The sequence below is a fragment of the Nitrospira sp. genome (assembly GCA_029194665.1).
Lineage (GTDB): Bacteria > Nitrospirota > Nitrospiria > Nitrospirales > Nitrospiraceae > Nitrospira_D.
On sequence record JARFXO010000007.1, the window covers coordinates 271,265 to 291,475 of the forward strand.

Genomic DNA, 20,211 nt, shown 5'->3' on the forward strand with positions numbered 1-20,211 from the left:
AACGAAGTAAAATCAGGACGAACGAGGAGCGACCACCACTACGGTGACATTGTCTTCGCCGCCACGATCGAGCGCCGCGGTGACGAGGCGGTTGCAGAGATGAGTCGGATCGAGTTCGCCGGGGGCGAACACTGTTCGGATATCCTCGTCCTCCAGCATCTTGGTCAGTCCATCCGAGCAAAGCAGAACCAGGTCCTCCGGAAGTATGGGAAACGCGGTGATGGTAGGTTTCACTGTCGCGCCTACCCCCAAGGCACGCGTCAACACATGCCGCTCCGGATGTGTTTTCGCCGATTCTGTCGTGAGGATGCCTCGTTCCAGGTATTTTTCGATCAACGTGTGGTCCTTGGTCAGAGGGGTCAACGTGCCCGATCGAAATCGATAGGCACGGCTGTCGCCGACATGGGCGAGATATGCGACCGGGGCAGGTCCAGAAATGATCGCCAGCAGCACGATGGTCGTGCCCATTCCTTTCAGCCTGGATTTTGATCTGGACCGATTGAGGATGGCGTCATGCGTTCGGCTGATCAGGTCCGTCAACACATCTGTGGGAGACGTTTGACCGTTACCGAGCAGGCGGCTCGATGCTGCGGCCTCGGCCTGTATCGTGGCGATAGCCGTCTGAGCGGCGACTTCTCCGCCAATATGACCACCCATTCCATCCGCGACGGCCCAGACACCCACCTCATTGATGACAGCGAACGCATCTTGGTTGAGGGTGCGCACGAGTCCGATTTCGCTCCGACCGGTGCCGATCCAGGTACTCATTGGGAATAGGTCGGGGAATAGGTCGATGGAAGAGTGGTCGACATTGAGGAGAGTCCGAACCAAACCATGCTCGTCGCCTTCTTCTCGCGATGAAGTCCCATGACCGTCACCTCCTCAGATTCGGATAAGGCGTCGGTCGTTTCGATGACGAGGTAACTTGCCCGAGATCGGCAGGTCCCATACGCCTCTAGAAGCTCCCTATCGTACCAGATCTTGCGGTGCTCGCCTAGGGCGTCTACCGACGGGCGATTACGCAAGGTTCGCCGCTCGAACAAACCCTCTTGTTGCCGGCGCCGGACTGGCCCAACGTCTGGTGAAAAGATGAGGCTGAAGGTCGGCATCTCAGCGATTGTAGCCTTGATTTCGCATAGGAGACAAGTTACAGTTCCAAGGATCACGAAGAACGCCGTGAAGAGACAAGTGGATCATCGATCGCATGACCGTGCAGGCAAAGCGGATTCGTATCACCGTGGGGGGAGTTCAGCTGGAGGCAGAACTCAGAAAAACGAAGACGGCTGACGAAGTCTACGCGGCGCTTCCGGTCACGGCTGCGATCAGCACATGGGGAGAGGAATTTTACTTCCCGATTTCCGGGGTCCGCGACTATCGGGAAACGGCGACGACCCAGCTGAAGGTCGGAGACATCGCCTTCTGGGGAGCAGGGAAGGTGCTGGCGATCTTTTTTGGGAGAACCCCAATGAGTTTGGGGGCCGACCCGGTCCCGGCCGATCGGGTGAATATCATCGGGAAAATCGTCGGCGATGCGAGCCGATTTCGGCAGGTCATGGACGTCCCGACGATTCATCTCGAACCTGGGTGAATGCGATGCGGCTGTCGAAAGAGCGGGGGCGGCATATAGCCGAGAGCCTCACCGGTCGTCTCCAAGCGGAAGGACACCTCGAACTAGTCGGAGAGCGCAAGGGATTCGTCGAGGCATTGGATCAGGCCATCACGCATGAGCTGGCCGCGGAGGATCGTGTGAATGCGGAGGTGCGGCAACTGCTGAAGGCCTATGAACATCAGATTGAGCAAGGGCAGGTCGACTATCAGAAGATGTTCCAGATGGTGAAACAAAAGTTAGTCCGTGAACGGGGCATCATTTTATAAAGCGTGAAACGTGAAGCCTATTTCGTGAAGCGCTTGCGAATGGCGAGAGACGAGCGACCCACGACGCGTGCTGCATGTTGAGCGAGGACAAAGTCAGTCATCTGTCTCATGTGATTCTCACGGCCATCAAGCAATATGCCGGAGCGAGAGTCAAGAGCGATGATGCACGGTTGTTAAAAGAGATCAAGCGCGTGTTGGCTGCAGAGTTGGTCCAGGAACAGGAGATTGATCGAAAAGTGAAAGCCAAACTCGCGTCGTATTCCCGAGGCATTATTGAAGGGAGTAACGAATGGGACGTGCTGTATCGAAAGCTGTTCGAGGAAGAAACGCGCAAGCAGATGAAAGTCTGAAGGTTGAGGTCGCATCGTCATGAAAAATCCCGTACAACGATTGGCAATCTTGAGTATCGTGCTGGTGCTTGTCGGCATGACCGCCTGTTCGCAGAAGCGCAAGCCGCTTGTGCCACTTGCCCTTGACGGCGAGGTGAAGTCTCAGGCTACGGCGCTGACTGAACAGGGAACGCAAGCCTATCAGGGCAAACAGTTTGAAGAGGCTAAGCAATACTTTGAACAGGCGGTTGCCGCAGCACCGCAATCCGGCCAAGCCCATTATAACTATGCATTGGCGTTGAATGCGCTTGGTGATACTGAACTCGCGCGGCAGCACTTCATAGCAGCTGCCGACTTAGCGCCAGGAGACAAAGTCATCTGGGACTCTCCGGCGCTGTCGCCATACGGAAATCCAGAAAGTAAAAACAAGGCCAAGATGCGTCCCAATACGCCTCGCCGCTCGTCGTTCGGCGGTGGCATGCCCTCCGGGGGGTATTAATCCCGGATTTCGCAGTAGCCGGTGTAACCAAGAAGCCGGGTCGAGCAACACCTCGACCACCAATGGCTTGAGGCGTCAATTCTGAGGCGCGCCGCAGTTGAATATGATGAAAGTCGGTTTTGCTGGTTGTGCAGGAATTCATTTGGCTGAATCTTGGTAGATCGACACACGTTGTACGGTTACTGCGGAATCCTGGTTAATTCCCGAATGAGGATGGAGCTATGAGCAAAGATCTTGCGGTAGGGGATCAGGCACCGGAACTTTCGATCCCGGATCAGCATGGGAAGACGGTGACTCTGAAGAGCTTCAAGGGCAAACAAATCGTGCTGTATTTCTATCCGAAAGACGATACGCCGGGATGCACGAAAGAGTCCTGCGACTTTCGGGATGTGGAATCGCAGATTCTCCGGGCGGGAGGCACAATCGTCGGAGTGAGTCTGGACGGGAGAGAGTCCCACCAGAAATTCATCAAGAAATTTGGATTGCCGTTTCCGCTCCTCAGCGATGAAGATGCGGCGATCTCCAAGGCGTACGGTGTGTACAAGGAAAAGAACATGTACGGCAAGAAATATTGGGGTATCGAGCGGAGCACGTTCGTCATTGATCCCGAAGGCAAGCTGAAGGCGATCTTTCGGAAGGTCAAAGTCGACGGTCACGCGGATGAAGTGCTCAAGGCGCTGAAAGCCTAATCTCCACCGGCAGTTCGTGACGTGTCTTTTCTTGTTCAGAAGGCTGTGCGGCCGATGATCAGCCAATTCCGCAGAGCCTGTTTCTCTCTCTGCCTTGTCATTATTGCCTCACCTGGTCTGCTGTTTGCGGCGGAGAAAAGTTCCGCTACGATTCTCGTCAAGGACGTGCTGACGTCTCCTGGTCAGTCTGCCACCATAGAGGCCAAACTCATCTCAAAACGGCTCATGCTGATTGCCGCACTTGGCGGGGAACCACTTGAACTCGTGTTGGATGGGAAGGTTGTCGCCACAGCTTTGACGGGCGGGGACGGAAGGGCGTTCTTCACCTATAGCCCGAAGGCCCCGGGTCTCGCAACAGTCCTCGTCCGCGTTGGCAACAGCCCTCGAGTCGATCACGCAGAAGGCCAGGCAAATCTGGCTGTGTGGGAAAAGCGACAACCGATTCTCATGATCGAGCTGTCGTCGCTGATGGAAGAACCGACGCCGAGTCCTGTCCCTCCCATGGGGATTGCGTTTGAGTCGGAACGAAGACCAATGACCCAGGCAGCCGATGAACTCGGCAAGCTCACCAAGTTCTACTATCGGGTCATTTATGTCGTCGCTTTGTCTGCCGGAGGAGATGGAGCTCGGGCGAGTGCTGAGGCGAGAGATTGGCTGAACAGACACAAGTTTCCAACCGGCTATGTGATGCCGTTACCGTCGGCTCCCCAAGCCTTAGGGGCAAAGATCGACGAATTCCATGCGGCGGGATGGAAGACCGTCAAGATCGGAATCGGCCGATCCAAAGCCTTCGCCGAAGCGTTCCTACAACGCCGCCTCGAAGCCATCATCGTGCCGGAACCAACCAAAGGCGACGTGCCGCGCAAAGCCAAGGTGGCGAAGGATTGGAAGGAGGTGCGGAAAAGGTTGTAACGGAAATCCACCATCCACACTGCCGTCGATGGCCTTGGCCATCCGCTTATTGGAGGTGGTATTTGGCCATACGGTAGCGCAGCGTGTTCCTGGTCATTTTGAGGAGTCGGCTGGCTTCCGAGACATTGCCTGAAGACTTCCGTAACGCTTCCTCAAGCATCCGCTTTTCAATGTCCTGAAACGACAGCCCGAAGGCCAGCAACGATGGCTTGGCACTCTGACTCAGGCCATTGGTCGGGGGAGCGGCTCTCACGGATGCCGGTAAATGAGCAGGCTGAATGATCTCTGCTTTGCATGTGATGGTCAGCCATTCGACGACATTGTGGAGCTCGCGTACATTTCCAGGCCAGTCATGGTCCCGAAGGACGGTAAGGGCTGCCGGAGCGATAGTCCTGATGCGGCACCCGCGCTCCTGTCTGGCCCGTTCCAAAAAAATCAGGAGAATCGGCTCGATATCCTCAAGTCGTTCACGCAACGGGGGAATGCGCAGCTGGTAGACGTTCAATCGATAGTACAGGTCGAGGCGAAAACGACCGGCCTTGATCTGGGCAAGCAGATCCTCATTCGTGGCGGCGATGATGCGGATGTTGACCTTACGGCTGCGGGTATCTCCCAAGGGATCAATGGTGTGATTTTCCAACACGCGTAGAAGTTTGGCTTGGGCGGTGGGACTCATTTCACCGATTTCGTCGAGAAACAGTGTTCCTCCCTCGGCCATCTGAAATCGGCCTGCCTTCGATCGTTTGGCATCGGTAAAAGCACCTGGCTCATAACCGAATAACTCCGCCTCGATGAGATTCTCCGGGATGCCGGCGCAATTCAAGGCGACCAAGGGACCATTGGTTCTAGGGCTGTAGTGGTGGATGGCTTTGGCGAACAGTTCCTTGCCGGTTCCGCTTTCACCAGTGATGAGGACGGTTGCGTCCGTCAGAGCCACTTCTTTTGCCAGTTGCTTCATCAGATTCATTTGCGGGGAAAGGCTGATGATGGAGGTGAATGGATCCTGTGCGGAAGGGGGCAAGGCCGAGCTAGGATGCCTGAGCGCTCGAGTGATGGCGCTTTGTATATCTTCGAGAAGAACGGGCTTCGTCAGGTAATCTGCAGCGCCGGCCCGCATGATCTCGACCGCGTCTTTGATGGAATGGCGTTCCCCGATCACGAGCAACGGCGAGGATGCCGGCGTTTGGCGAGCATACTCCAGCAGCGGAGACAGACTGTGGGGATTACCTTCACCGAGAACCAGAGCCGGGGAAATCTCAGGCCAGAGTGTGAGTCCTTCTGAAACGTTCTCGGTAGAGAAGATTTTTGTTTGAGGAGCGGCAACCTGGACTAGCTGCCGGAGTCCGGAGTCTTTGGAAATAAGGAGAAACGTCTGAAGGTTCATCGGAGTGCTCCCGGTTGTAATCTCCAACCGAACCATCGAACCCCCAATAACCTATACCTCTTTGCGCATGGAAGAAAAGGGGGGAGGCGAGAGAAGTTTAACCGGGTCTAACAGGAGTACCTATGCCAATCGGGTTTTCCCGTGGAGACGTCACTCGCAGAACAACTCCGTGAGTATTTGAAAAGGAATGTTGGAGAACAGTGGGACCGGGATTGAGGAATGATGCAATTCCGGCGAGCTGTCAGCCGAAATCATCAACTGACAGCTCGTCGTGAAGGGTGCATCCGGATTTCTTCAGCAGCTATTCGGTGTCCTTACAGAAGGTTCGTTCGTAGGCGATGGTCATCCAGGCTTCCTCCTCGGTGATGACGCCTCCCTTGATCAGGGCCGGCATACCGGTGCCGGGACTTCCGTTCTTGATGATCCAGTGTAGTTCTCCGTCGTTCCGCTTCTTGTGAAACTTGCAGTTCGTGAAGTTTCGGGGTCCCGGCGACAACAACATTCCACCGGGCCCATTCCCTTCTCCAGTCAGGCCATGACAGTTGACGCAGGTCCCCTTGCCTTCATAGAGTTCCTTGCCTTTGGCGATGATCTCGGGTGTCACGGTCAAAGGGCTCTTTGCCTTCCGTACTTCGGCCCGTTCAGCCTCCGGGACACGCGGCTTCAATGGGTCGGCCTCGGGTGCGGCCCATCCAGCCGTACTCAACAAGGCAACGGCGACTATGTTGCATACTGTCACGACTATACGCGTACCTCTCATGATTCCTCCTTGGTGATTACCGCTGAGGTTACCGCTAGACGGCTGCTCAGGTTGCGCGCCCGAAGACGCAAATGTTGAAAAATATGATAACACGATATGGTCCTCAGCGGCAGTGCCCATGTCCGATGGAAAATGATCAGGCCGAAGTCGAGTTGCAGGCAGGTTTGGGATGCCAGCTGAGGACCTCGCCAAGCCCGAACCTACCAGCCCGAGCTTGGCGAGAGACTAACTTGGGAGTACCACAGTGATCATCACTGCGAACCCTCATTGTGTCATCAGGGAACTTCGACGATGTCCTTTTTCATCGGCCCGAGGACGCCGAGCAGTTCGTCTTTTTCTTGTTTTCCGACGTTGAAGGTGTCCAACGCACTGACCAGGTCTTCCACGAGGGCGTTGAAGGCGGCCGTTGTGACCTTCATGCCCTTGTGCGTCGTCTTCATATCTCGGCCTGAGTAGGTGCAAGGCCCGCCGCTCGCCTGGCAGACCTGTTCGACCAAGAGCTTATTGAGCTGCTTGAGGTCGGTTTTCGCAAAATAGCCGTTGATGCGCTTGTCTGCTCCTACGTTGCCGATGAATTTGGTGACGACGGCTTGAATGGCACCCTGCCCGCCAAGCCGTTCATAGAGCGATCGCTCCGCCGCAAAGGATGTCGCGCTGCTCAGTGTCCAGGTGGCCGCCACGGCAATGGCAACCGTCGCTATCTGCTTCGAGAATCTCATGTCGTCGGCTCCTTTTTGTAAGTAATGATTGATATGACGTCCGTACCCCGGCCTAGTGATTAAGGATTCCAGGGGGTCAGCGGCATCAAGTTGTCATACTTCTTTGGGTTCTGGTTGGCGACCACCACGGCAATCGCACCTCGCAGAGCGCTCGTCAAGGAGTGGGTCACGATAGGATAGGCTCCCGGTTCATCAACGATCATATCGAACGTGGCTGCACTGCCCGGACCGACCACATAGGTCTGGACCCCCGTAAGTTTGTTGGCCGGATTGCCGCTTTCGTAGACGTTGTCCCAGATTTCGGCGATGGTATGGAGAGAAGAGAACTCGTTCGGGCCGGCATTCACAAAGTAAATGCGTACCCGTTCGCCGACCTTGACTTCCAACGGCTCGGATCCCGGGAAGAAGGGATGGTACTTGAAGACGCCGCCGTTGAAGACCGTGAAATCAAATTTCCGATCGAACATCGCCTGCACATTGTCCGGGTTCTGCCACAGCTCGGATTGCACCAGGACGAATTCCCGATCGGCCTTGGGCCAAGCGTTTGCGTTCTTGGGATCGACGATGATCGCACCGAACATGCCGCGGCCAATGTGCTGGATCATCGGCGGTGCGCCGCAGTGATAGAAGAACACGCCGGGCTTCTTTGCCACGAAGGTATACTTGATCGTCTCGCCGGGCCTGATTTCGCGGTAGTTCTTCAGGAAGTCGATCTCAGCCGCGTGAAAGTCCATCGAATGTCCGTTGGCGTTCGTCGGGGGATTGACGAGGGTGAAGTGCACTGTATCCCCTTCCGTCACCCGGACGACCGGGCCTGGCATCTGACCGTTAAAGGTCCAGGCCTTGTACTTCGTACCATTACCGTCGATGACGATCTCCGTTTCGGTCGCCGTGAACGTGACGTCATGGACCTTCGCCGCTGCGGACCCAGGCATCGTGATACAACCGCTGGCTCCGAAGAGGACGGCAAGTCCCAGGGTAGATGTGAGCATACGAAACCTCTGCATAGTAGCCTCCCTTTAGATTTTTTATGGAAAAGAGGCGCTGCACTAAATGAGCTCTGCGAATACCCCCCCCTCCATCGCTCATCAAGCAGGCGCCGGGCCAACTATCTACCAAATTCTGAGGAGAAAATACAAAGAAAATTTTTATGACCTGTTCTTCCCAGTACAGCAGGACCCTGTTTCGCAGGGGCTAAGGCCATGGGAATAGCGGCATCGCACAATACATACCGGCACTGTTGTTAAAGAGGTAACTCTGATCTCTGTGCCAAAGGGAATGATCTACCAGGCAGTTGGTGACTGCACGACATGGTTACGCAGGCTTGAGATTACGCTGGGCGATCGCCACGTTTCGGAGAAGGCCCTGGTGTTTTGCGCGCCTGATCGGGCTCTGTCGAAATACCATCGAGAAGGTCGTCTCATCCAGCTTGGATAGTTCGTTCAACTCAGGAGAGAGTGTCAGATGTGAAGGTTGAAAGGCGCCTTCCCGAGTCGGTTCCGCTCGCAGATTGAACGGACAGACATCGAGACAATCGTCGCATCCGAAGATCTTGTTTCCCATGCCTGTTTGTAGCTCGTGAGGGACGGTGCTGTCGTCGCCACGTAGTTCGATCGTGAGGTATGACACACAACGAGTGGCGTCGACAACGTAGGGCTCCGTGATGGCTCCCGTCGGGCAAGCTTGAATGCAGAGCGTGCAGCTGCCACAGAGATCGGTCGCCGATTCGTCGGGGTCCAGCACCGCCGTAGTCAGAATTTCTCCCAACAGGAGCCAAGAACCATACTCTGCTGAAACAAGATTGGAATGTTTTCCGATCCAGCCTAAGCCTGCTCGTTCCGCCCAGGCTTTCTCCATGATGGGGCCGGTGTCGCTGTATGAACGGGTTCTGGCGTCTGGTGCCATCCTGTGAATCAACTGTTCCAGTTGCTTGAGCCTGGAATCAAAAAGCTTGTGATAATCTCCTCCCCAAGCATATCGCGCAATGCGGCCGTAGCCTGGCTGTTCGTTGGCACGGTGCTCGGTAAGATAGTTGGTCCCCAACGAGATGATGGAGCGGCAGCCGGGAAGCACCAGGCCAGGATCGGCGCGTTTGTTCGGGTCCCGTTCCATCCAGGCCATGGTGCCGTGGTAGCCTCGCCTGAGCCATTCGGTGAGACGATCAAGGAGACGTCGGGGAACTGCAGTTTCGGGATGCGAAAGGGAACTCTTTTCCCGATCGCCGGCAATCGACCCTGTCTGTTCACTGGATACCTGGCTAATGCCGACCGCATCGAATCCCAGCCTACGGGCTTCTTGTTTGATGGTTGCCGTGATGGACATGGGATGTACGTGAGCTCAAGGCTGGGCGGAGCAATCAAAGCGGACACTGAAGTGTGCCGAACATCGGACCGATTTGCATCGGTCGCAAGCGCCGACAATGTTCGTCTTCCAATCGGTCTCCCTTTTATCAAACCGGCACTGTAGTCGGCCGCCTTTCGAGATCGTGCTCCAGGGCTGCTTGGTTCCGGGAATGGAGGCCACCCGGCATCCTTGTGGGAACGGAACGTGGCAGGGGCGTCCGGTGTCACCTTTTTCCATTGAAAAGCTGCACGACAACTCTGTTGTGGCTCCGGAATCCTCTATCTCCTGTGCCCTGATGTCGAGGGAAGGAATGAGCAGCATCAAGAGCGGCAAAGTGAAAAGGCCAAACGCCCTGCATCGAATCGTCATAGGTTTCGATGGTAGCACAGTCCTTTGGCTTGCGGCCATGAAGAGGGCCGCGTAGAATCTTCCCACTGGCTTCTATTCACACCAATGGAGGCTCTATGCTCGCGACACGGATTACGCAAAAAGAGGGCGCATTCTATTTCATCGCGTACAAGGCCGGTGAGCTCTTGAGCAAGGTTCGGTTCACCAGCCGATACTACTTCGAGGGGGAAGAGATCGCACAGGCCAAGATTTCCGACCATGACGACGTGGCGCAGTTTATTGCGGGAATCGAGCGGAGCGAGAAGGGGTTCCAACGGGTCTTGAATCGGCAGAAGATCAAGCAGATCGTCAATTTTTATGAGACGGTCGTAGCTCAACCGATGATTCCCGGCACCGTGCTGCTCTTTACCGATGAGACGCTTCGCTTTCAAAAGGCGGAGGGCTCAGAGTCAATCGGCCACCTGAGCGAGCCGAAGGGAAAGTATCTGGTGATCGACGGCCAACACCGCCTCGCAGGGCTCCACTTTTTCCACGAAAAACATCCCGATCAAAGCGCGCAGGTCGAGGTACCCTGTCTCTTGTTCGATGGGCGGAGCGCCGACTTTGCCACGGAGATGTTCGTGATCATCAACTCTACCCACACGAGGATCAACCGGTCGCATTTGGTCGATCTCTACGAGAAAGTCTCATGGGAAAGTCCTGAGAAGAAGTTCGCCGCCAAGGTCGTGAACCTCTTGTATGCCGAGCCGGACTCACCGCTGCAGTACAAGATCAATCGACTCGGAGGGCGGAGCAAACAGGAAAAATGGATTCTGCAGTCCGAGGTGTTCAACGAGCTGCTGAAAGTCGTGACCATCCATAAGCGCTGGATAGAGACTCATCTTGGGATGAAGGCAGATCGCTGCTACGCACTGGTGCGTGACTACCTGAAGGGGATCAAGGAGGTCATGGGCGAGGTCTGGGGGCAGAACGATCGGTATATGTTTACTCGTGATGTGACGCTCAAGGCATTAATTCGCGTCTTGGACGATTTGATCGTGGATCGTAAGCTCATCAATGACTGGGACGAACAACGGTCGCACAAGCCGTTTGCGGAGATCGTCAAGCCCTGGGCTCCTCTGACGAAGGAGTTCCGCGCCGACGGCTTCTATGAGCGATTTCCGGCTAAAGGGCAACTTGAACGGGTACGGAAGATTCACCAGCGGCTGCTGGATGCGATTGTTGGATAACCGACCAGCATTCTTGTCGGGCGTCGTCTTACGGCTATCACTCGCCGTGCTTCTCTCCGTTGCCGAATCGGAGGCGGCGCCTCTGCTGGCGGCCGAGACGGATAGGCTGGAGGTGAGAGTAGAATCCGGTGGTGGAGTCCGCGCGACGGCGCAGGTCTTCTTTCCAGCCAAGCCAGCGATCGTCCAATCGTTGTTGACCGACTATCCGCATTGGCCCGAGCTCTTTGAAGTTCGTCTGCGGGTAGCCGACTTACAGATCCATGATGGGATCGCGACGGTCGATCTTCGCATCGATCACCCGTTGATGCCGGGGGAGCGCAAGTTAGTCACAGCATCAAAGACTTTATCGAGCGGCGGGCTTGTGACGGACCTCACGGGGGGCGACTTCAAGCGCTATCATCGAGTATGGAAACTACAGTCGATCGGAGATGGAACCCAGACGCGGGGTGATTTCGAGTTGGTGGTTGAAATCGCATCCATGGTGCCGGATTGGCTCGTGGCAATCGCGATGCGACAGGAACTGGAGGCGCACTTTCGTATCGTCAAACAGAAGGCGTTGGAGCTCTCCAAGCGATAACTGATATGGTTCACGGTTCCAGAGGGAAGAATCCTAGTGCATCGGTGCTCGCCGGCCTCTACGTCATTCTCGATCCATCGGTCAGTCCCGATCGTCCCCTTCTCGATGTCTTGAAGGTTTCAGCCGAGGCAGGAGCCAAGCTTTTTCAGTACCGGAACAAGACGGCTTCGATGAAAACCGCCTATGCGGAGGCGTTGCCCCTGAGGCAAGTAGCGCAAGAACTCGGTGTGCTGTTCATTGTCAACGATCGATGCGATTTGGCGCTGGCGGTGGATGCGGACGGTGTGCATCTCGGACAGGGAGATTTACCGCTCAATCTCGCACGAAAGGTCATGGGGCCTGACAAACTGATCGGTATTTCGACACACAGCCGAGAGCAAGTGGCGACGGCGACAGCCGGCGGGCCGGACTATCTCGGCTTTGGTCCGATTTTCACGCCCGGCTCAAAGTTGGACCATGATCCGGTCGTTGGCCTGCAGGGGCTACGAACAATCCGCCCCGTGACTACGCTCCCGATCTTTGCCATCGGTGGAATTACGGCCGATCGCTCTGGGGAAGTGATTCGAGCAGGAGCCGACGGAGTGGCGGTCATCTCCGCAATTCTGAAGGCACCGGATATTTCGCAGGCCGTCACCGACTTTGTCTCGCGGGTTTCAACACCAACTTCGCCAAGTTCTTGAGCGCAGCGCATCGCGCAAGATGGGTGATGGCGGGGCGGAAGCGGTTCGGCAGGCCTGGTTCGTAAGGGAGTGGGCCGAGCACTGCTATGCCGGATTGTTTGCGAAGGATCTCAATCGTCGATCGCTCTTGAACGAGCGCGAGCCCCGATCGGACGGGCTGGGTGCGATTCAGAACGAGAGCGATGATCCGGATCTTCTGTCGCCGAAGGGCTTCGACGGTCAGCAAAGCATGATTGATTCCTCCCAGGCCGGATCGCCCAACGACCACGACTGGAAGGCGTAATAGCTTGATCAGATTCGTGACATTGGACTTGATTGTGACCGGCACGTGCACGCCGCCGACTCCTTCGACCACCATGCAATCATACCGGCCGGACAAGAGGCGGTAGACTTTCTTGATGGTGTTCGGATCGATGGTCTGTCCTTCGGCCTGAGCAGCAGCAAGTGGAGCGACCGGCAACTCAAACGAATAGGGACAGATAGCTCCCGATGTCTCTTCACTTTCAATGATGTTTCGTAACCGGGCTGCATCCGACTGAGCTGCTCTTCCTGCCGAGACTCCTGTCTCAATCGGCTTCATCACGCCGACCGTCAGCCCGCGCTTCTTGAGATGCAGGGCGAGCGCCGCCGTGACCAATGTCTTCCCAACGTCTGTATCAGTGCCGGTGATAAAGATCCCGTGGTTCATCAGCGAGAGGCTTTTACTAGAGATGTCTGCTGTCGCAGTTCCAAACCTGTCCCGATACGTCCTTAAGCTGGGCCAAATGTACGATCGTACCGACGACTTCGTCGAGAGATGCCGGCCGATGTAGTGCGTGATCGAACCATCCCTTATCTTCCGGGAATATTCCATCCGTCAAGTCGGTCTTTTGCCAGCCTGGCAGCACGAGATTCACACGAATATTCTGTGGCCCCCATTCTAGCGCCGCCGTTCTGACAAGACCGATCAGTCCTGCCTTGGATGTCGCATAGGCGCTCTGGCCCGTCGCCCCATGGAATCCCGTGTGGGAACCGATCACGATGATGGAGCCTCCGCCGCGGGCGAGCAGGGCAGGCCCCATGGCTCGCAGACAGTGAAATGTGCCTGTGAGATTCGTGGCGATGACGTTCTCCCAGATCTCGTCTGAATGGCGCACGAGCAAATCGCCTTGCCCGATTCCGGCGTTGCAAACCAATACCAATGGGCCGGACGTGCAGCCGGAGAATCCGTCGACCATGCGTCGAACGGATTCCGCTTCTCGAATATCGGCGGGATAGAGATCACCGGCTCCGCCTGCGTTCAGCACCTGTCGCAATGTCTCTTCTGCCGACGGTTTGTTGCGATAGTAGTGCAGGCCCACATACCACCCGGCCTTTCCGAATCCCTCACAGATGGCACGCCCGATCCCACCAGAAGCGCCGGTAATGAGGACTGCTGGTCTCGATCCAATCGGCGACGGCATGGCAGCGAATTATGCGAGGAGAGCTGTACGAAGGCAAGCGGTGGAAAGACCGGCAGGCGTTTTGTGAGGTAGTACGGGATAGGAAGGTGGCCTGAGGCATTGTGAGGTGATGCTCACCGTGGTCTTGAGTCGTGAGCCTTAGATGGCTCCCCGTCGTCCCCTACCAGTAGACTGCAATCATCTCAAGTGCTTGGTACGCTGATGATTGATGTGGTATGGTCCAGTCGGTGGAATTTGAATGAGACCTTGCAAAAGACAATGAAAACATCCGAAAACACGGAGTGAGTTTTGCCGAGGCAGTCGAATCGTTTCTTGATCCGCAGGGCTTTCAACTGACCGATAGCAAGCATTCTGGGTCTGAAAAGCGATGGTACTGGGTTGGCCGCATCGCAACCGGTCGTGTGCTCACCACGCGCTTTACCAAGCGGGGCAAGACCATACGCATCATTGGTTCCGCTGAATGGAGAAAGTTTCGGAGGCTCTATCATGAAACAACCAAACCTTCGCCATCTCAAGATCGACCGAGGAGGCACTGAAATCATTCGCAACGCGATTCGAAGGAAAGGGCGAGTAACCATCACCGTCAATCTTGACGCGGCCGATCTTCGAGCACAAAAGACTCACTCCAAGAAAGCCGGAGCTCCCTATCAACGTCTGTTGACGCTTCTCACGACCACTGTGTCCCAACAAGATTCGATTCAGTCCCGTCTGGCACGACTTGAGCAGGAACTCCGCAAGATCAAGCGCCACATCGCTGCCTAGCAACTCACTGTCCATTAAAGGAGATAGAGGAGTCCTACGTCACGACGCCTGCCCGATCGTTGTGTGCTGAAGCAGCGCGCAGCCGAGGAAGACTTGCCCCATCAGAGCCTGACCGCCGGCATCCCGCACAACTCCGCCGGCCGCTCTGCTCCATGGACACATTCACCAGTTCTTTTTTGGGAATAGCTACCCCCAAGATTTTAATCGGAGATCACAATACATAATCCAAGATCCGAACCCGAATTCTTATCCATAGTCGGTTCACTCGTTCCGATCCATCTTCGGCGAGCATAAGCAACGCTGAAAACAGGTTTGCTCATCTCGCTGGGGTGATGTACACTAGTCGTGTACATGGGAGGTACTCATGGGATCTGTCAACGTCAAGGAGACGCGCCGCCTCTTAAAATCGCTCCTTGATCGTGCCGAAGCCGGCGAAACCATTACCATCGCGCGACATGGCGAAATTGTCGCGAGACTCGTTCCTCCTTCTCGGCATCCTCGCCAACTGCCGTCTCTCAGTCGGTTACGCGGCTCGATTAAGAGAAAAGGGCGCTCCTTGAGTCGTATCGTGATTGACTCGCGGCTGGATGAACGCGCGTGACGGTCTATGTCGATACCAGCGTCCTTGCCGCGTACTACTGCCCGGAAGCATTGAGTCTTGCGGCGGAGCGCACACTCCGAAGTCATCGCGCACCAACAATCAGCGAACTTACCCAGGTCGAGTTCGCCTCTGCCATTTCCAAGAAGGTCAGGGAAAAGACATTGTCTCAGGAACATGCGGCGAGAGTGATGGCCCAATTCGAGACGCATGTCGAGGATGGATACTATGAAGTCCTCTCCCTGAGGCCGCGAGACTATCGCCTAGCCAAGTCTTGGTTGGGACAACTCAGTGGCACACTCAGAACGCTTGATGCTTTGCATCTCGCCGTGGCCGAGGCTACCGGGGGAGCAATCGTCACAGCCGATCACCGGCTCGCAGCCGAAGCTCAAAGGTTGGGTGTGCCGGTTCGACTGCTCACCGTGGGGCGTGCAGGATAACCTGCCTCTCATGAAGAAGCGCTGTCCATCGATGCATCGCCAGTGCGTTGAAAAGCGGCACGGCGCTGGTGATTCCAGAGCCGTTGCGACGCCGTGGGTTGGGCGTGAACGTGCTCCTACTGCGCTGGCTTCGGGATTCTTAACTGGCGGGTGCTGATCTACAGGCTCGATAGAAATGGGCGGTAGTGCTCGCCAATAAATCACTAGCCATGCCTGGCCTCATGCCGACCACTCCCTACACAGCAGTTGCTCCGTCTGCACCTTGACTCCAAAGAGTCACTCCTGACCTCGTTCTTATATCCCTCCCTTGTCAACCAGCAATGTCCGGTGCAATGCTGGTCTCCATCGCCTATCTGTCAATCGAGAGAGATGCGGAATGCACAATACAAGATCCGATCTCAAATGAGTTCTGTGCATGATGTCCCTCGGCCTATTCACCGGGCTGTGAGCTATTGAACCTATTGTCGATGCAGTCAGTTGATTAAGACTTGCGTTTCGTTGAATTGACAGAAGATCCTGCCTATACTGCCGTTATGAATCCTGATGCCGAGCGATGGCGGGAGCTCGCGGCATATGATCTCGGGACAGCCGAGGCCATGCTGACCGCCGGTCGGTACCTATATGTGTTGTTTTGCTGCCAACAGGCGGTAGAGAAACACCTGAAAGGACTCATCGTTGAGCGCTGCGGGACGTTCCCACCCCGCACGCATGATCTGGCCAAGTTGGCTCATGTCGCCAACGTTACGCCGGACAATAGTCAGGACCTCTTTCTCAGGACCTTAACGAAATACTATGTGGGGACACGGTATCCGGAAGAAGTACGCACCTTGGCCGATGAAGCGACAAGGGACCTGGCGACGCGTTTACTGACACAGACAAAGGACCTGCTCCGATGGCTCGAAACCTTGCCGAGATAGAAACAATCGCCAGCCAAACTCTCTCGCTCTTACGGAAGCGCATTCCGGTCACCGAGGCCTATCTCTTCGGCTCCCAGATCGAAGGTGTTCCGGATGAGCATAGCGACATCGATATTGCCGCCTTTAGCCCGGCTGCAGATGCGATGGATGCCGCCACGAGGGTCGCGCTGGTCGTCGATGTGGAACGGCAAGTCGGTGCGTCCGTCGAGCTGCATCTATACGGGGCTAGCCAATACGCTGACGCCCGACCCACCAACTTTTTTGGATATCTGCGCACCCACGGCAAACCAATCAGCTAACGACTGCTCGCAACCGGTCGCGTGCTCACCACGCGCTTTGTCAAGCGAGGCAATACAATCCGCATCATTGGCTCTGCACAATTTCCCTATCACCGCCTGTTGAAGACGCTTCTCACGACGACGGTGTTCCAACGAGAGTCGATTCAATCCCAGTTGGCACGACTTGAACAGAAACTCCACAAGATCAAGCGCCACGAATCGTCATGACAAATGCGGGTGAATACGTCGGCCGCTCCGCACCACGGGGCAATTCACCAGTTCGCTTTTGAGACAGGCATATCGAGAATCGACTCAACTCTCACAAGGCATCAGACAAGGTCCGACCCCCACTTGACTAACTCTTCTCAATCGGCGCCGGCATGGGAGCGAATTATGCAAGGAGACATGCGCGAAGGCAAGCGGTGAAGATGCGGCAAGTGTGTGGATTCTGAGAAGCTCACCAAGAACGCCGACGTGCCGGCCCAAGTTCATAGACACACAGCCGTAAGTGCCTGGTTCAGCTTCTAGACAGGCCCTACTACGTAGGGTACACTCCTCCGACACAATCCCATTCGATCAGGAATGCTAGCCTCACGTGAATCAAAACAGATACACGCTGTATCGATTCAGATACTTCTTCACAGATAGGTTTTGATTTGAGTTGACCAAGATATTCAGATTGTACGCCTATTGAGGGGCCTCACCGTGATCTAGGGTTCACCAGACCGCTCAGTCGGAAGGACCTTTTGGCATTGGCATATTGAGTGCTATGAAAATGAGCCTCTCACACTCACTATGTTTCACATGAACTTGATTTGATCTTCTATTACTGAGGAGTTGTAGCCATGATGACACGTCGCGGTGCCCTTCGATGGATTGTGGGAACGGCTGCTTCGGTTGCTTGTGGAGGGGTAGTGCTCAAAGGAGGGGGACTCTCGCGAGTAAGCTACGCCCAGGAACCAGACCAACCCGCTCCTGCGCTGTCTATGGAGCAATGGATGACCGAATGGATGAGTGTCTCCAAAGCGCCCGGAGGGATGCTCAGAATCTCCCGGTTCCGCGAGCCTATTTATTTCCTCACCGCTCCGATCTCCTGGACGCCCAATCAAGGTCAGGAACGCTATGAGGCCGTGACCGTTCCGCCCGGTTTCGTCACTGATTTTGCCAGTATCCCACGGATATTTTGGTCTGCCCTGCGTCCTGACGGGGAGTATGCCTATGCAGCGGTAGTCCATGACTACCTTTACTGGACTCAAACACGACCGCGCGAAGAGGCTGATGAAATTCTCAAGATGGCCATGGAGGATTTTGAGATTGGAACCACGACGGTCGGCACAATCTACAATGCTGTGCGGCTGGGCGGGAAGGTGGCCTGGAACGGTAACGCAAAGAAAAAAATGCAAGGGGAGAAACGTATTCTCACTCGGTTCCCTCAGGATCCTCGCACGAGGTGGGAAGACTGGAAACAGCGCCCCGGAGTCTTTGAACCGTAAGCGTACCTGTCAAGAATATGAGCATGCAACTCTTGCTGAGAATTGGCTCTTGGCGAACCAAGTGGACCCACGCGATCTCTCTACTCCTCCTCATTGTTATCTGGACGCCATTGGTGCAGGCGGCAGAGGGCAAACGAGTCGCGTTTGTCGTGGGGATCGGAACCTATGACAACCTCGGGGCTGATAAACAGCTCAGGAATGCCGTCAATGATGCAGAGGGGGTTTCGGCCAAGCTGGCTGGGATTGGATATCAGGTCACAAAAGCTCCCGATCTGACGCGCTCGGTGTTTAGTGCCAAGTGGCAAAATGTTCTCGATAGTCTGACTAGAGATGACACGTTTGTCCTCTACTTTTCCGGACATGGCGTCCAGATAGATGGACAAAACTATCTCTTAATGCGGGATATCCCGTGGATCGAGTATGGTCGGCAAGCCCAACTGACCAGGGAGGCGATTAGCCTTAATGAAATTTTGAGCGATCTCACCACCGGCGCCCGCGCCCACCCTAAACAATCAGTCGTGATTCTGGATGCCTGTCGGAACAACCCTTTAATACCTCCGGGATATAAGGGCATACAAACTGCCTCAGGTCTCGCCAAGCCGTCAGCGACGGAAGGCCTCTTTGTCATTTACTCAGCGAGCGAGAACAGTGTTTCGCTGGATCGGCTCGCCAATGACAACAATTCAGTCAAGTATTCGGTCTTCACTCGGGCTCTGCTTCCACTACTAACCCAACCCCTAACGCTGCAAGATCTCAGTGTCGAGCTCAAGAAAAACGTTCTGGCCCTTACGAAAAGAGCACAGCGTCCTACTTACTATGATGGGACTGATGGAGAGCCGTTTTGTCTTCCTGGCTGCCTCACAGAAGCTGATAAGAGCTCAGTGAGATTTAAGGAAAACCTTACAGCCTCCGTTCATCCTAGCTTGTCGAAAGAACTCACCGGCAAGGACGGCGCGCCGATGGTGCTGATGCCGGTCGGCAGCTTTCAAATGGGGAGCACGAAAGACGAGGTGGACCGCGCGATCCAGACCTGTGTCAACGAGTATAAGAAAGACCAGCAGACCTGCGAAGACTGGTACAAAGGAGAACTTCCTCGGCACCAGGTCTCGCTCGACGCGTTCTATTTCGATAAGTACGAAGTGACGAACCGGCTGTTCCAACGGTTCGTGCAGGAAACCGGCTATCGAACTACAGCTGAGGAGAAAGGCAGCGCGTGGGCCTTTGTCGAAGGCAAGGGCTGGGAAGAGGTCAAGGGGGCCAATTGGCAAAAGCCGGAGGCCGGCGCGACCGTCTTGGCATCGAACCGGACGGAACATCCGGTGGTCGCGGTTTCGTGGGACGATGCGGTTTCGTTCTGCCGCTGGGCGGGCAAGCGGCTTCCAGCAGAAGCAGAGTTTGAATATGCTATGCGTGCCGGCACCACGACGCAATATTGGTGGGGGCAAGGGAATCCAGGGACCAGGCGGGTTGAAAATATCGCCGACGAATCAGCAAAGCATCTGCTCAACGTGATTATGAAGGGGTATAACGACGGCGCCGTGCGCACGGCGCCTGTTGGATCCTATGAGGCCAATCCTTGGGGGCTACATGACATGAGTGGGAACGTGAGGGAGTGGACAGCGGACTGGTATGACGAGGGCTATTATGGCAAGGGCCCGGAGCGCAATCCAAAGGGACCTTCCAGCGGCCAGTATCGAGTGCTCCGCGGGGGCTCCTGGGCCGATGAACCGGGCTACGTCCGGTCTGCCTCCCGGGGCAGGGCCATGCCCACGACTCGGCTCGATGGTATCGGGTTCCGTTGCGCCCAGGACATTCCGAACTAACCTTTTCACTTTGACTCTTTTCCCTTTTCTCCGGGTCTTGGCGCTTATCCGGGACGTGAGATGAATGAACTCTGGTATTGCGCTCCTTATTCTCTGACGCTAATCCGTTCGCCC

26 protein-coding genes are annotated in these 20,211 nt (G+C 55.6%); 17 read left to right on the plus strand and 9 right to left on the minus strand.

Annotated elements, in window-relative coordinates; translation table 11 throughout:
• Positions 1-12 precede the first annotated feature (12 nt).
• Together P0119_21025 and P0119_21030 are read right to left on the minus strand one after the other, a co-directional pair.
• A complete protein-coding gene (locus tag P0119_21025; GenBank protein ID MDF0668540.1) occupies positions 13-768 on the minus strand; it encodes a protein phosphatase 2C domain-containing protein in 756 nt (251 codons plus the stop codon).
• Complete coding sequence (locus tag P0119_21030; GenBank protein ID MDF0668541.1) at positions 765-1,109, minus strand: hypothetical protein; 345 nt, start codon at positions 1,107-1,109, stop codon at positions 765-767. The genes P0119_21025 and P0119_21030 overlap by 4 nt, the downstream gene beginning before the upstream one ends.
• A 95-nt stretch (positions 1,110-1,204) precedes the next feature.
• On the opposite strand from P0119_21030, the gene P0119_21035 reads away from it, so the two are divergent.
• The 6 genes from P0119_21035 to P0119_21060 all read left to right on the plus strand — a co-directional run bounded on the left by P0119_21035 (position 1,205) and on the right by P0119_21060 (position 4,304).
• Positions 1,205-1,588, plus strand: a complete 384-nt coding sequence (locus P0119_21035; protein ID MDF0668542.1) for a cyclophilin-like fold protein — start codon at positions 1,205-1,207, stop codon at positions 1,586-1,588.
• Between the two features lie 5 nt (positions 1,589-1,593).
• On the plus strand, positions 1,594-1,875 hold the full coding sequence (locus P0119_21040) for a DUF507 family protein (protein ID MDF0668543.1): 282 nt from the start codon (positions 1,594-1,596) through the stop codon (positions 1,873-1,875).
• Positions 1,876-1,949: 74 nt separating this feature from the next.
• Positions 1,950-2,225 carry a DUF507 family protein gene (locus tag P0119_21045; GenBank protein ID MDF0668544.1) on the plus strand — a complete coding sequence of 92 codons (276 nt, stop codon included), beginning with the start codon at positions 1,950-1,952 and terminating at the stop codon, positions 2,223-2,225.
• A 19-nt stretch (positions 2,226-2,244) separates the two neighbouring features.
• Positions 2,245-2,703: a tetratricopeptide repeat protein gene (locus tag P0119_21050; protein ID MDF0668545.1), complete on the plus strand. Its 459-nt coding sequence runs from the start codon at positions 2,245-2,247 to the stop codon at positions 2,701-2,703.
• 221 nt (positions 2,704-2,924) lie between these two features.
• Positions 2,925-3,392 carry a thioredoxin-dependent thiol peroxidase gene (gene bcp / locus P0119_21055; GenBank protein ID MDF0668546.1) on the plus strand — a complete coding sequence of 156 codons (468 nt, stop codon included), beginning with the start codon at positions 2,925-2,927 and terminating at the stop codon, positions 3,390-3,392.
• A 54-nt stretch (positions 3,393-3,446) separates the two neighbouring features.
• Positions 3,447-4,304 carry a hypothetical protein gene (locus tag P0119_21060; GenBank protein MDF0668547.1) on the plus strand — a complete coding sequence of 286 codons (858 nt, stop codon included), beginning with the start codon at positions 3,447-3,449 and terminating at the stop codon, positions 4,302-4,304.
• Between the two features lie 46 nt (positions 4,305-4,350).
• Here the strand turns inward: P0119_21060 and P0119_21065 are convergent, their stop codons facing one another.
• The 5 genes from P0119_21065 to queG form a co-directional block, all read right to left on the minus strand.
• Positions 4,351-5,688, minus strand: a complete 1,338-nt coding sequence (locus P0119_21065) for a sigma-54 dependent transcriptional regulator (protein MDF0668548.1) — start codon at positions 5,686-5,688, stop codon at positions 4,351-4,353.
• A gap of 301 nt (positions 5,689-5,989) precedes the next feature.
• A complete protein-coding gene (locus P0119_21070; protein MDF0668549.1) occupies positions 5,990-6,448 on the minus strand; it encodes a cytochrome c in 459 nt (152 codons plus the stop codon).
• Between the two features lie 275 nt (positions 6,449-6,723).
• A complete protein-coding gene (locus P0119_21075; GenBank protein ID MDF0668550.1) occupies positions 6,724-7,167 on the minus strand; it encodes a group 1 truncated hemoglobin in 444 nt (147 codons plus the stop codon).
• A 59-nt stretch (positions 7,168-7,226) separates the two neighbouring features.
• Positions 7,227-8,174, minus strand: coding sequence for a multicopper oxidase domain-containing protein (locus tag P0119_21080; protein ID MDF0668551.1), 948 nt, complete (start codon positions 8,172-8,174; stop codon positions 7,227-7,229).
• A 307-nt stretch (positions 8,175-8,481) separates the two neighbouring features.
• Positions 8,482-9,489 carry a tRNA epoxyqueuosine(34) reductase QueG gene (gene queG, locus P0119_21085; protein ID MDF0668552.1) on the minus strand — a complete coding sequence of 336 codons (1,008 nt, stop codon included), beginning with the start codon at positions 9,487-9,489 and terminating at the stop codon, positions 8,482-8,484.
• Between the two features lie 485 nt (positions 9,490-9,974).
• Between queG and P0119_21090 the strand changes: the two genes are divergently transcribed.
• The 3 genes from P0119_21090 to thiE are packed head-to-tail and all read left to right on the plus strand — an operon-like array spanning position 9,975 to position 12,344.
• Complete coding sequence (locus P0119_21090) at positions 9,975-11,087, plus strand: DGQHR domain-containing protein (protein MDF0668553.1); 1,113 nt, start codon at positions 9,975-9,977, stop codon at positions 11,085-11,087.
• On the plus strand, positions 11,080-11,664 hold the full coding sequence (locus P0119_21095) for a hypothetical protein (GenBank protein MDF0668554.1): 585 nt from the start codon (positions 11,080-11,082) through the stop codon (positions 11,662-11,664). Before P0119_21090 ends, P0119_21095 begins: the two co-directional genes overlap by 8 nt.
• Before the next feature lie 5 nt (positions 11,665-11,669).
• On the plus strand, positions 11,670-12,344 hold the full coding sequence (thiE, locus tag P0119_21100; protein ID MDF0668555.1) for a thiamine phosphate synthase: 675 nt from the start codon (positions 11,670-11,672) through the stop codon (positions 12,342-12,344).
• Here the strand turns inward: thiE and bioD are convergent.
• Together bioD and P0119_21110 are read right to left on the minus strand one after the other, a co-directional pair.
• Entirely contained in the window at positions 12,295-13,032 is a 738-nt protein-coding gene (bioD, locus tag P0119_21105) for a dethiobiotin synthase (protein MDF0668556.1), read from the minus strand. The two genes, thiE and bioD, sit on opposite strands and share 50 nt — an antisense overlap.
• Before the next feature lie 16 nt (positions 13,033-13,048).
• Positions 13,049-13,786 (minus strand): SDR family NAD(P)-dependent oxidoreductase, encoded by a 738-nt coding sequence (locus P0119_21110; protein MDF0668557.1) that lies wholly within the window; start codon positions 13,784-13,786, stop codon positions 13,049-13,051.
• Between the two features lie 486 nt (positions 13,787-14,272).
• On the opposite strand from P0119_21110, the gene P0119_21115 reads away from it, so the two are divergent.
• The 8 genes from P0119_21115 (at position 14,273) to P0119_21150 (ending at position 20,097) form a co-directional block, all read left to right on the plus strand.
• A complete protein-coding gene (locus P0119_21115) occupies positions 14,273-14,548 on the plus strand; it encodes a hypothetical protein (GenBank protein MDF0668558.1) in 276 nt (91 codons plus the stop codon).
• Positions 14,549-14,912: 364 nt separating this feature from the next.
• The gene (locus P0119_21120) at positions 14,913-15,149 is read left to right on the plus strand and encodes a type II toxin-antitoxin system prevent-host-death family antitoxin (protein ID MDF0668559.1); all 237 of its coding nucleotides are present in this window, start codon (positions 14,913-14,915) and stop codon (positions 15,147-15,149) included.
• Positions 15,146-15,586, plus strand: coding sequence for a type II toxin-antitoxin system VapC family toxin (locus tag P0119_21125; GenBank protein ID MDF0668560.1), 441 nt, complete (start codon positions 15,146-15,148; stop codon positions 15,584-15,586). The genes P0119_21120 and P0119_21125 overlap by 4 nt, the downstream gene beginning before the upstream one ends.
• Positions 15,587-16,074: 488 nt before the next feature.
• Positions 16,075-16,503: a HEPN domain-containing protein gene (locus P0119_21130; GenBank protein MDF0668561.1), complete on the plus strand. Its 429-nt coding sequence runs from the start codon at positions 16,075-16,077 to the stop codon at positions 16,501-16,503.
• Complete coding sequence (locus tag P0119_21135; GenBank protein MDF0668562.1) at positions 16,479-16,802, plus strand: nucleotidyltransferase domain-containing protein; 324 nt, start codon at positions 16,479-16,481, stop codon at positions 16,800-16,802. Before P0119_21130 ends, P0119_21135 begins: the two co-directional genes overlap by 25 nt.
• A 21-nt stretch (positions 16,803-16,823) precedes the next feature.
• A complete protein-coding gene (locus P0119_21140; GenBank protein MDF0668563.1) occupies positions 16,824-17,009 on the plus strand; it encodes a hypothetical protein in 186 nt (61 codons plus the stop codon).
• A 617-nt stretch (positions 17,010-17,626) separates the two neighbouring features.
• Positions 17,627-18,274 (plus strand): DUF1353 domain-containing protein, encoded by a 648-nt coding sequence (locus P0119_21145; GenBank protein ID MDF0668564.1) that lies wholly within the window; start codon positions 17,627-17,629, stop codon positions 18,272-18,274.
• Between the two features lie 23 nt (positions 18,275-18,297).
• Positions 18,298-20,097 carry an SUMF1/EgtB/PvdO family nonheme iron enzyme gene (locus P0119_21150; protein MDF0668565.1) on the plus strand — a complete coding sequence of 600 codons (1,800 nt, stop codon included), beginning with the start codon at positions 18,298-18,300 and terminating at the stop codon, positions 20,095-20,097.
• Positions 20,098-20,211 lie beyond the last annotated feature (114 nt).

What these genes read in the sequence shown, in the direction of transcription:
- thiE (MDF0668555.1), top strand. Translation starts at nt 11,670, where the DNA reads ATGGTTCACGGTTCCAGAGGGAAGAATCCTAGTGCATCGGTGCTCGCC.
- P0119_21080 (MDF0668551.1), bottom strand. Translation starts at nt 8,174, where the DNA reads ATGCAGAGGTTTCGTATGCTCACATCTACCCTGGGACTTGCCGTCCTC.
- P0119_21035 (MDF0668542.1), top strand. Translation starts at nt 1,205, where the DNA reads ATGACCGTGCAGGCAAAGCGGATTCGTATCACCGTGGGGGGAGTTCAG.
- P0119_21070 (MDF0668549.1), bottom strand. Translation starts at nt 6,448, where the DNA reads ATGAGAGGTACGCGTATAGTCGTGACAGTATGCAACATAGTCGCCGTT.
- P0119_21145 (MDF0668564.1), top strand. Translation starts at nt 17,627, where the DNA reads ATGATGACACGTCGCGGTGCCCTTCGATGGATTGTGGGAACGGCTGCT.
- P0119_21050 (MDF0668545.1), top strand. Translation starts at nt 2,245, where the DNA reads ATGAAAAATCCCGTACAACGATTGGCAATCTTGAGTATCGTGCTGGTG.
- P0119_21065 (MDF0668548.1), bottom strand. Translation starts at nt 5,688, where the DNA reads ATGAACCTTCAGACGTTTCTCCTTATTTCCAAAGACTCCGGACTCCGG.
- P0119_21075 (MDF0668550.1), bottom strand. Translation starts at nt 7,167, where the DNA reads ATGAGATTCTCGAAGCAGATAGCGACGGTTGCCATTGCCGTGGCGGCC.
- P0119_21120 (MDF0668559.1), top strand. Translation starts at nt 14,913, where the DNA reads ATGGGATCTGTCAACGTCAAGGAGACGCGCCGCCTCTTAAAATCGCTC.
- P0119_21045 (MDF0668544.1), top strand. Translation starts at nt 1,950, where the DNA reads ATGTTGAGCGAGGACAAAGTCAGTCATCTGTCTCATGTGATTCTCACG.
- P0119_21040 (MDF0668543.1), top strand. Translation starts at nt 1,594, where the DNA reads ATGCGGCTGTCGAAAGAGCGGGGGCGGCATATAGCCGAGAGCCTCACC.
- P0119_21030 (MDF0668541.1), bottom strand. Translation starts at nt 1,109, where the DNA reads ATGCCGACCTTCAGCCTCATCTTTTCACCAGACGTTGGGCCAGTCCGG.
- P0119_21110 (MDF0668557.1), bottom strand. Translation starts at nt 13,786, where the DNA reads ATGCCGTCGCCGATTGGATCGAGACCAGCAGTCCTCATTACCGGCGCT.
- P0119_21150 (MDF0668565.1), top strand. Translation starts at nt 18,298, where the DNA reads ATGCAACTCTTGCTGAGAATTGGCTCTTGGCGAACCAAGTGGACCCAC.
- P0119_21060 (MDF0668547.1), top strand. Translation starts at nt 3,447, where the DNA reads ATGATCAGCCAATTCCGCAGAGCCTGTTTCTCTCTCTGCCTTGTCATT.
- queG (MDF0668552.1), bottom strand. Translation starts at nt 9,489, where the DNA reads ATGTCCATCACGGCAACCATCAAACAAGAAGCCCGTAGGCTGGGATTC.
- P0119_21025 (MDF0668540.1), bottom strand. Translation starts at nt 768, where the DNA reads ATGAGTACCTGGATCGGCACCGGTCGGAGCGAAATCGGACTCGTGCGC.
- P0119_21090 (MDF0668553.1), top strand. Translation starts at nt 9,975, where the DNA reads ATGCTCGCGACACGGATTACGCAAAAAGAGGGCGCATTCTATTTCATC.
- P0119_21135 (MDF0668562.1), top strand. Translation starts at nt 16,479, where the DNA reads ATGGCTCGAAACCTTGCCGAGATAGAAACAATCGCCAGCCAAACTCTC.
- bcp (MDF0668546.1), top strand. Translation starts at nt 2,925, where the DNA reads ATGAGCAAAGATCTTGCGGTAGGGGATCAGGCACCGGAACTTTCGATC.
- bioD (MDF0668556.1), bottom strand. Translation starts at nt 13,032, where the DNA reads ATGAACCACGGGATCTTTATCACCGGCACTGATACAGACGTTGGGAAG.
- P0119_21115 (MDF0668558.1), top strand. Translation starts at nt 14,273, where the DNA reads ATGAAACAACCAAACCTTCGCCATCTCAAGATCGACCGAGGAGGCACT.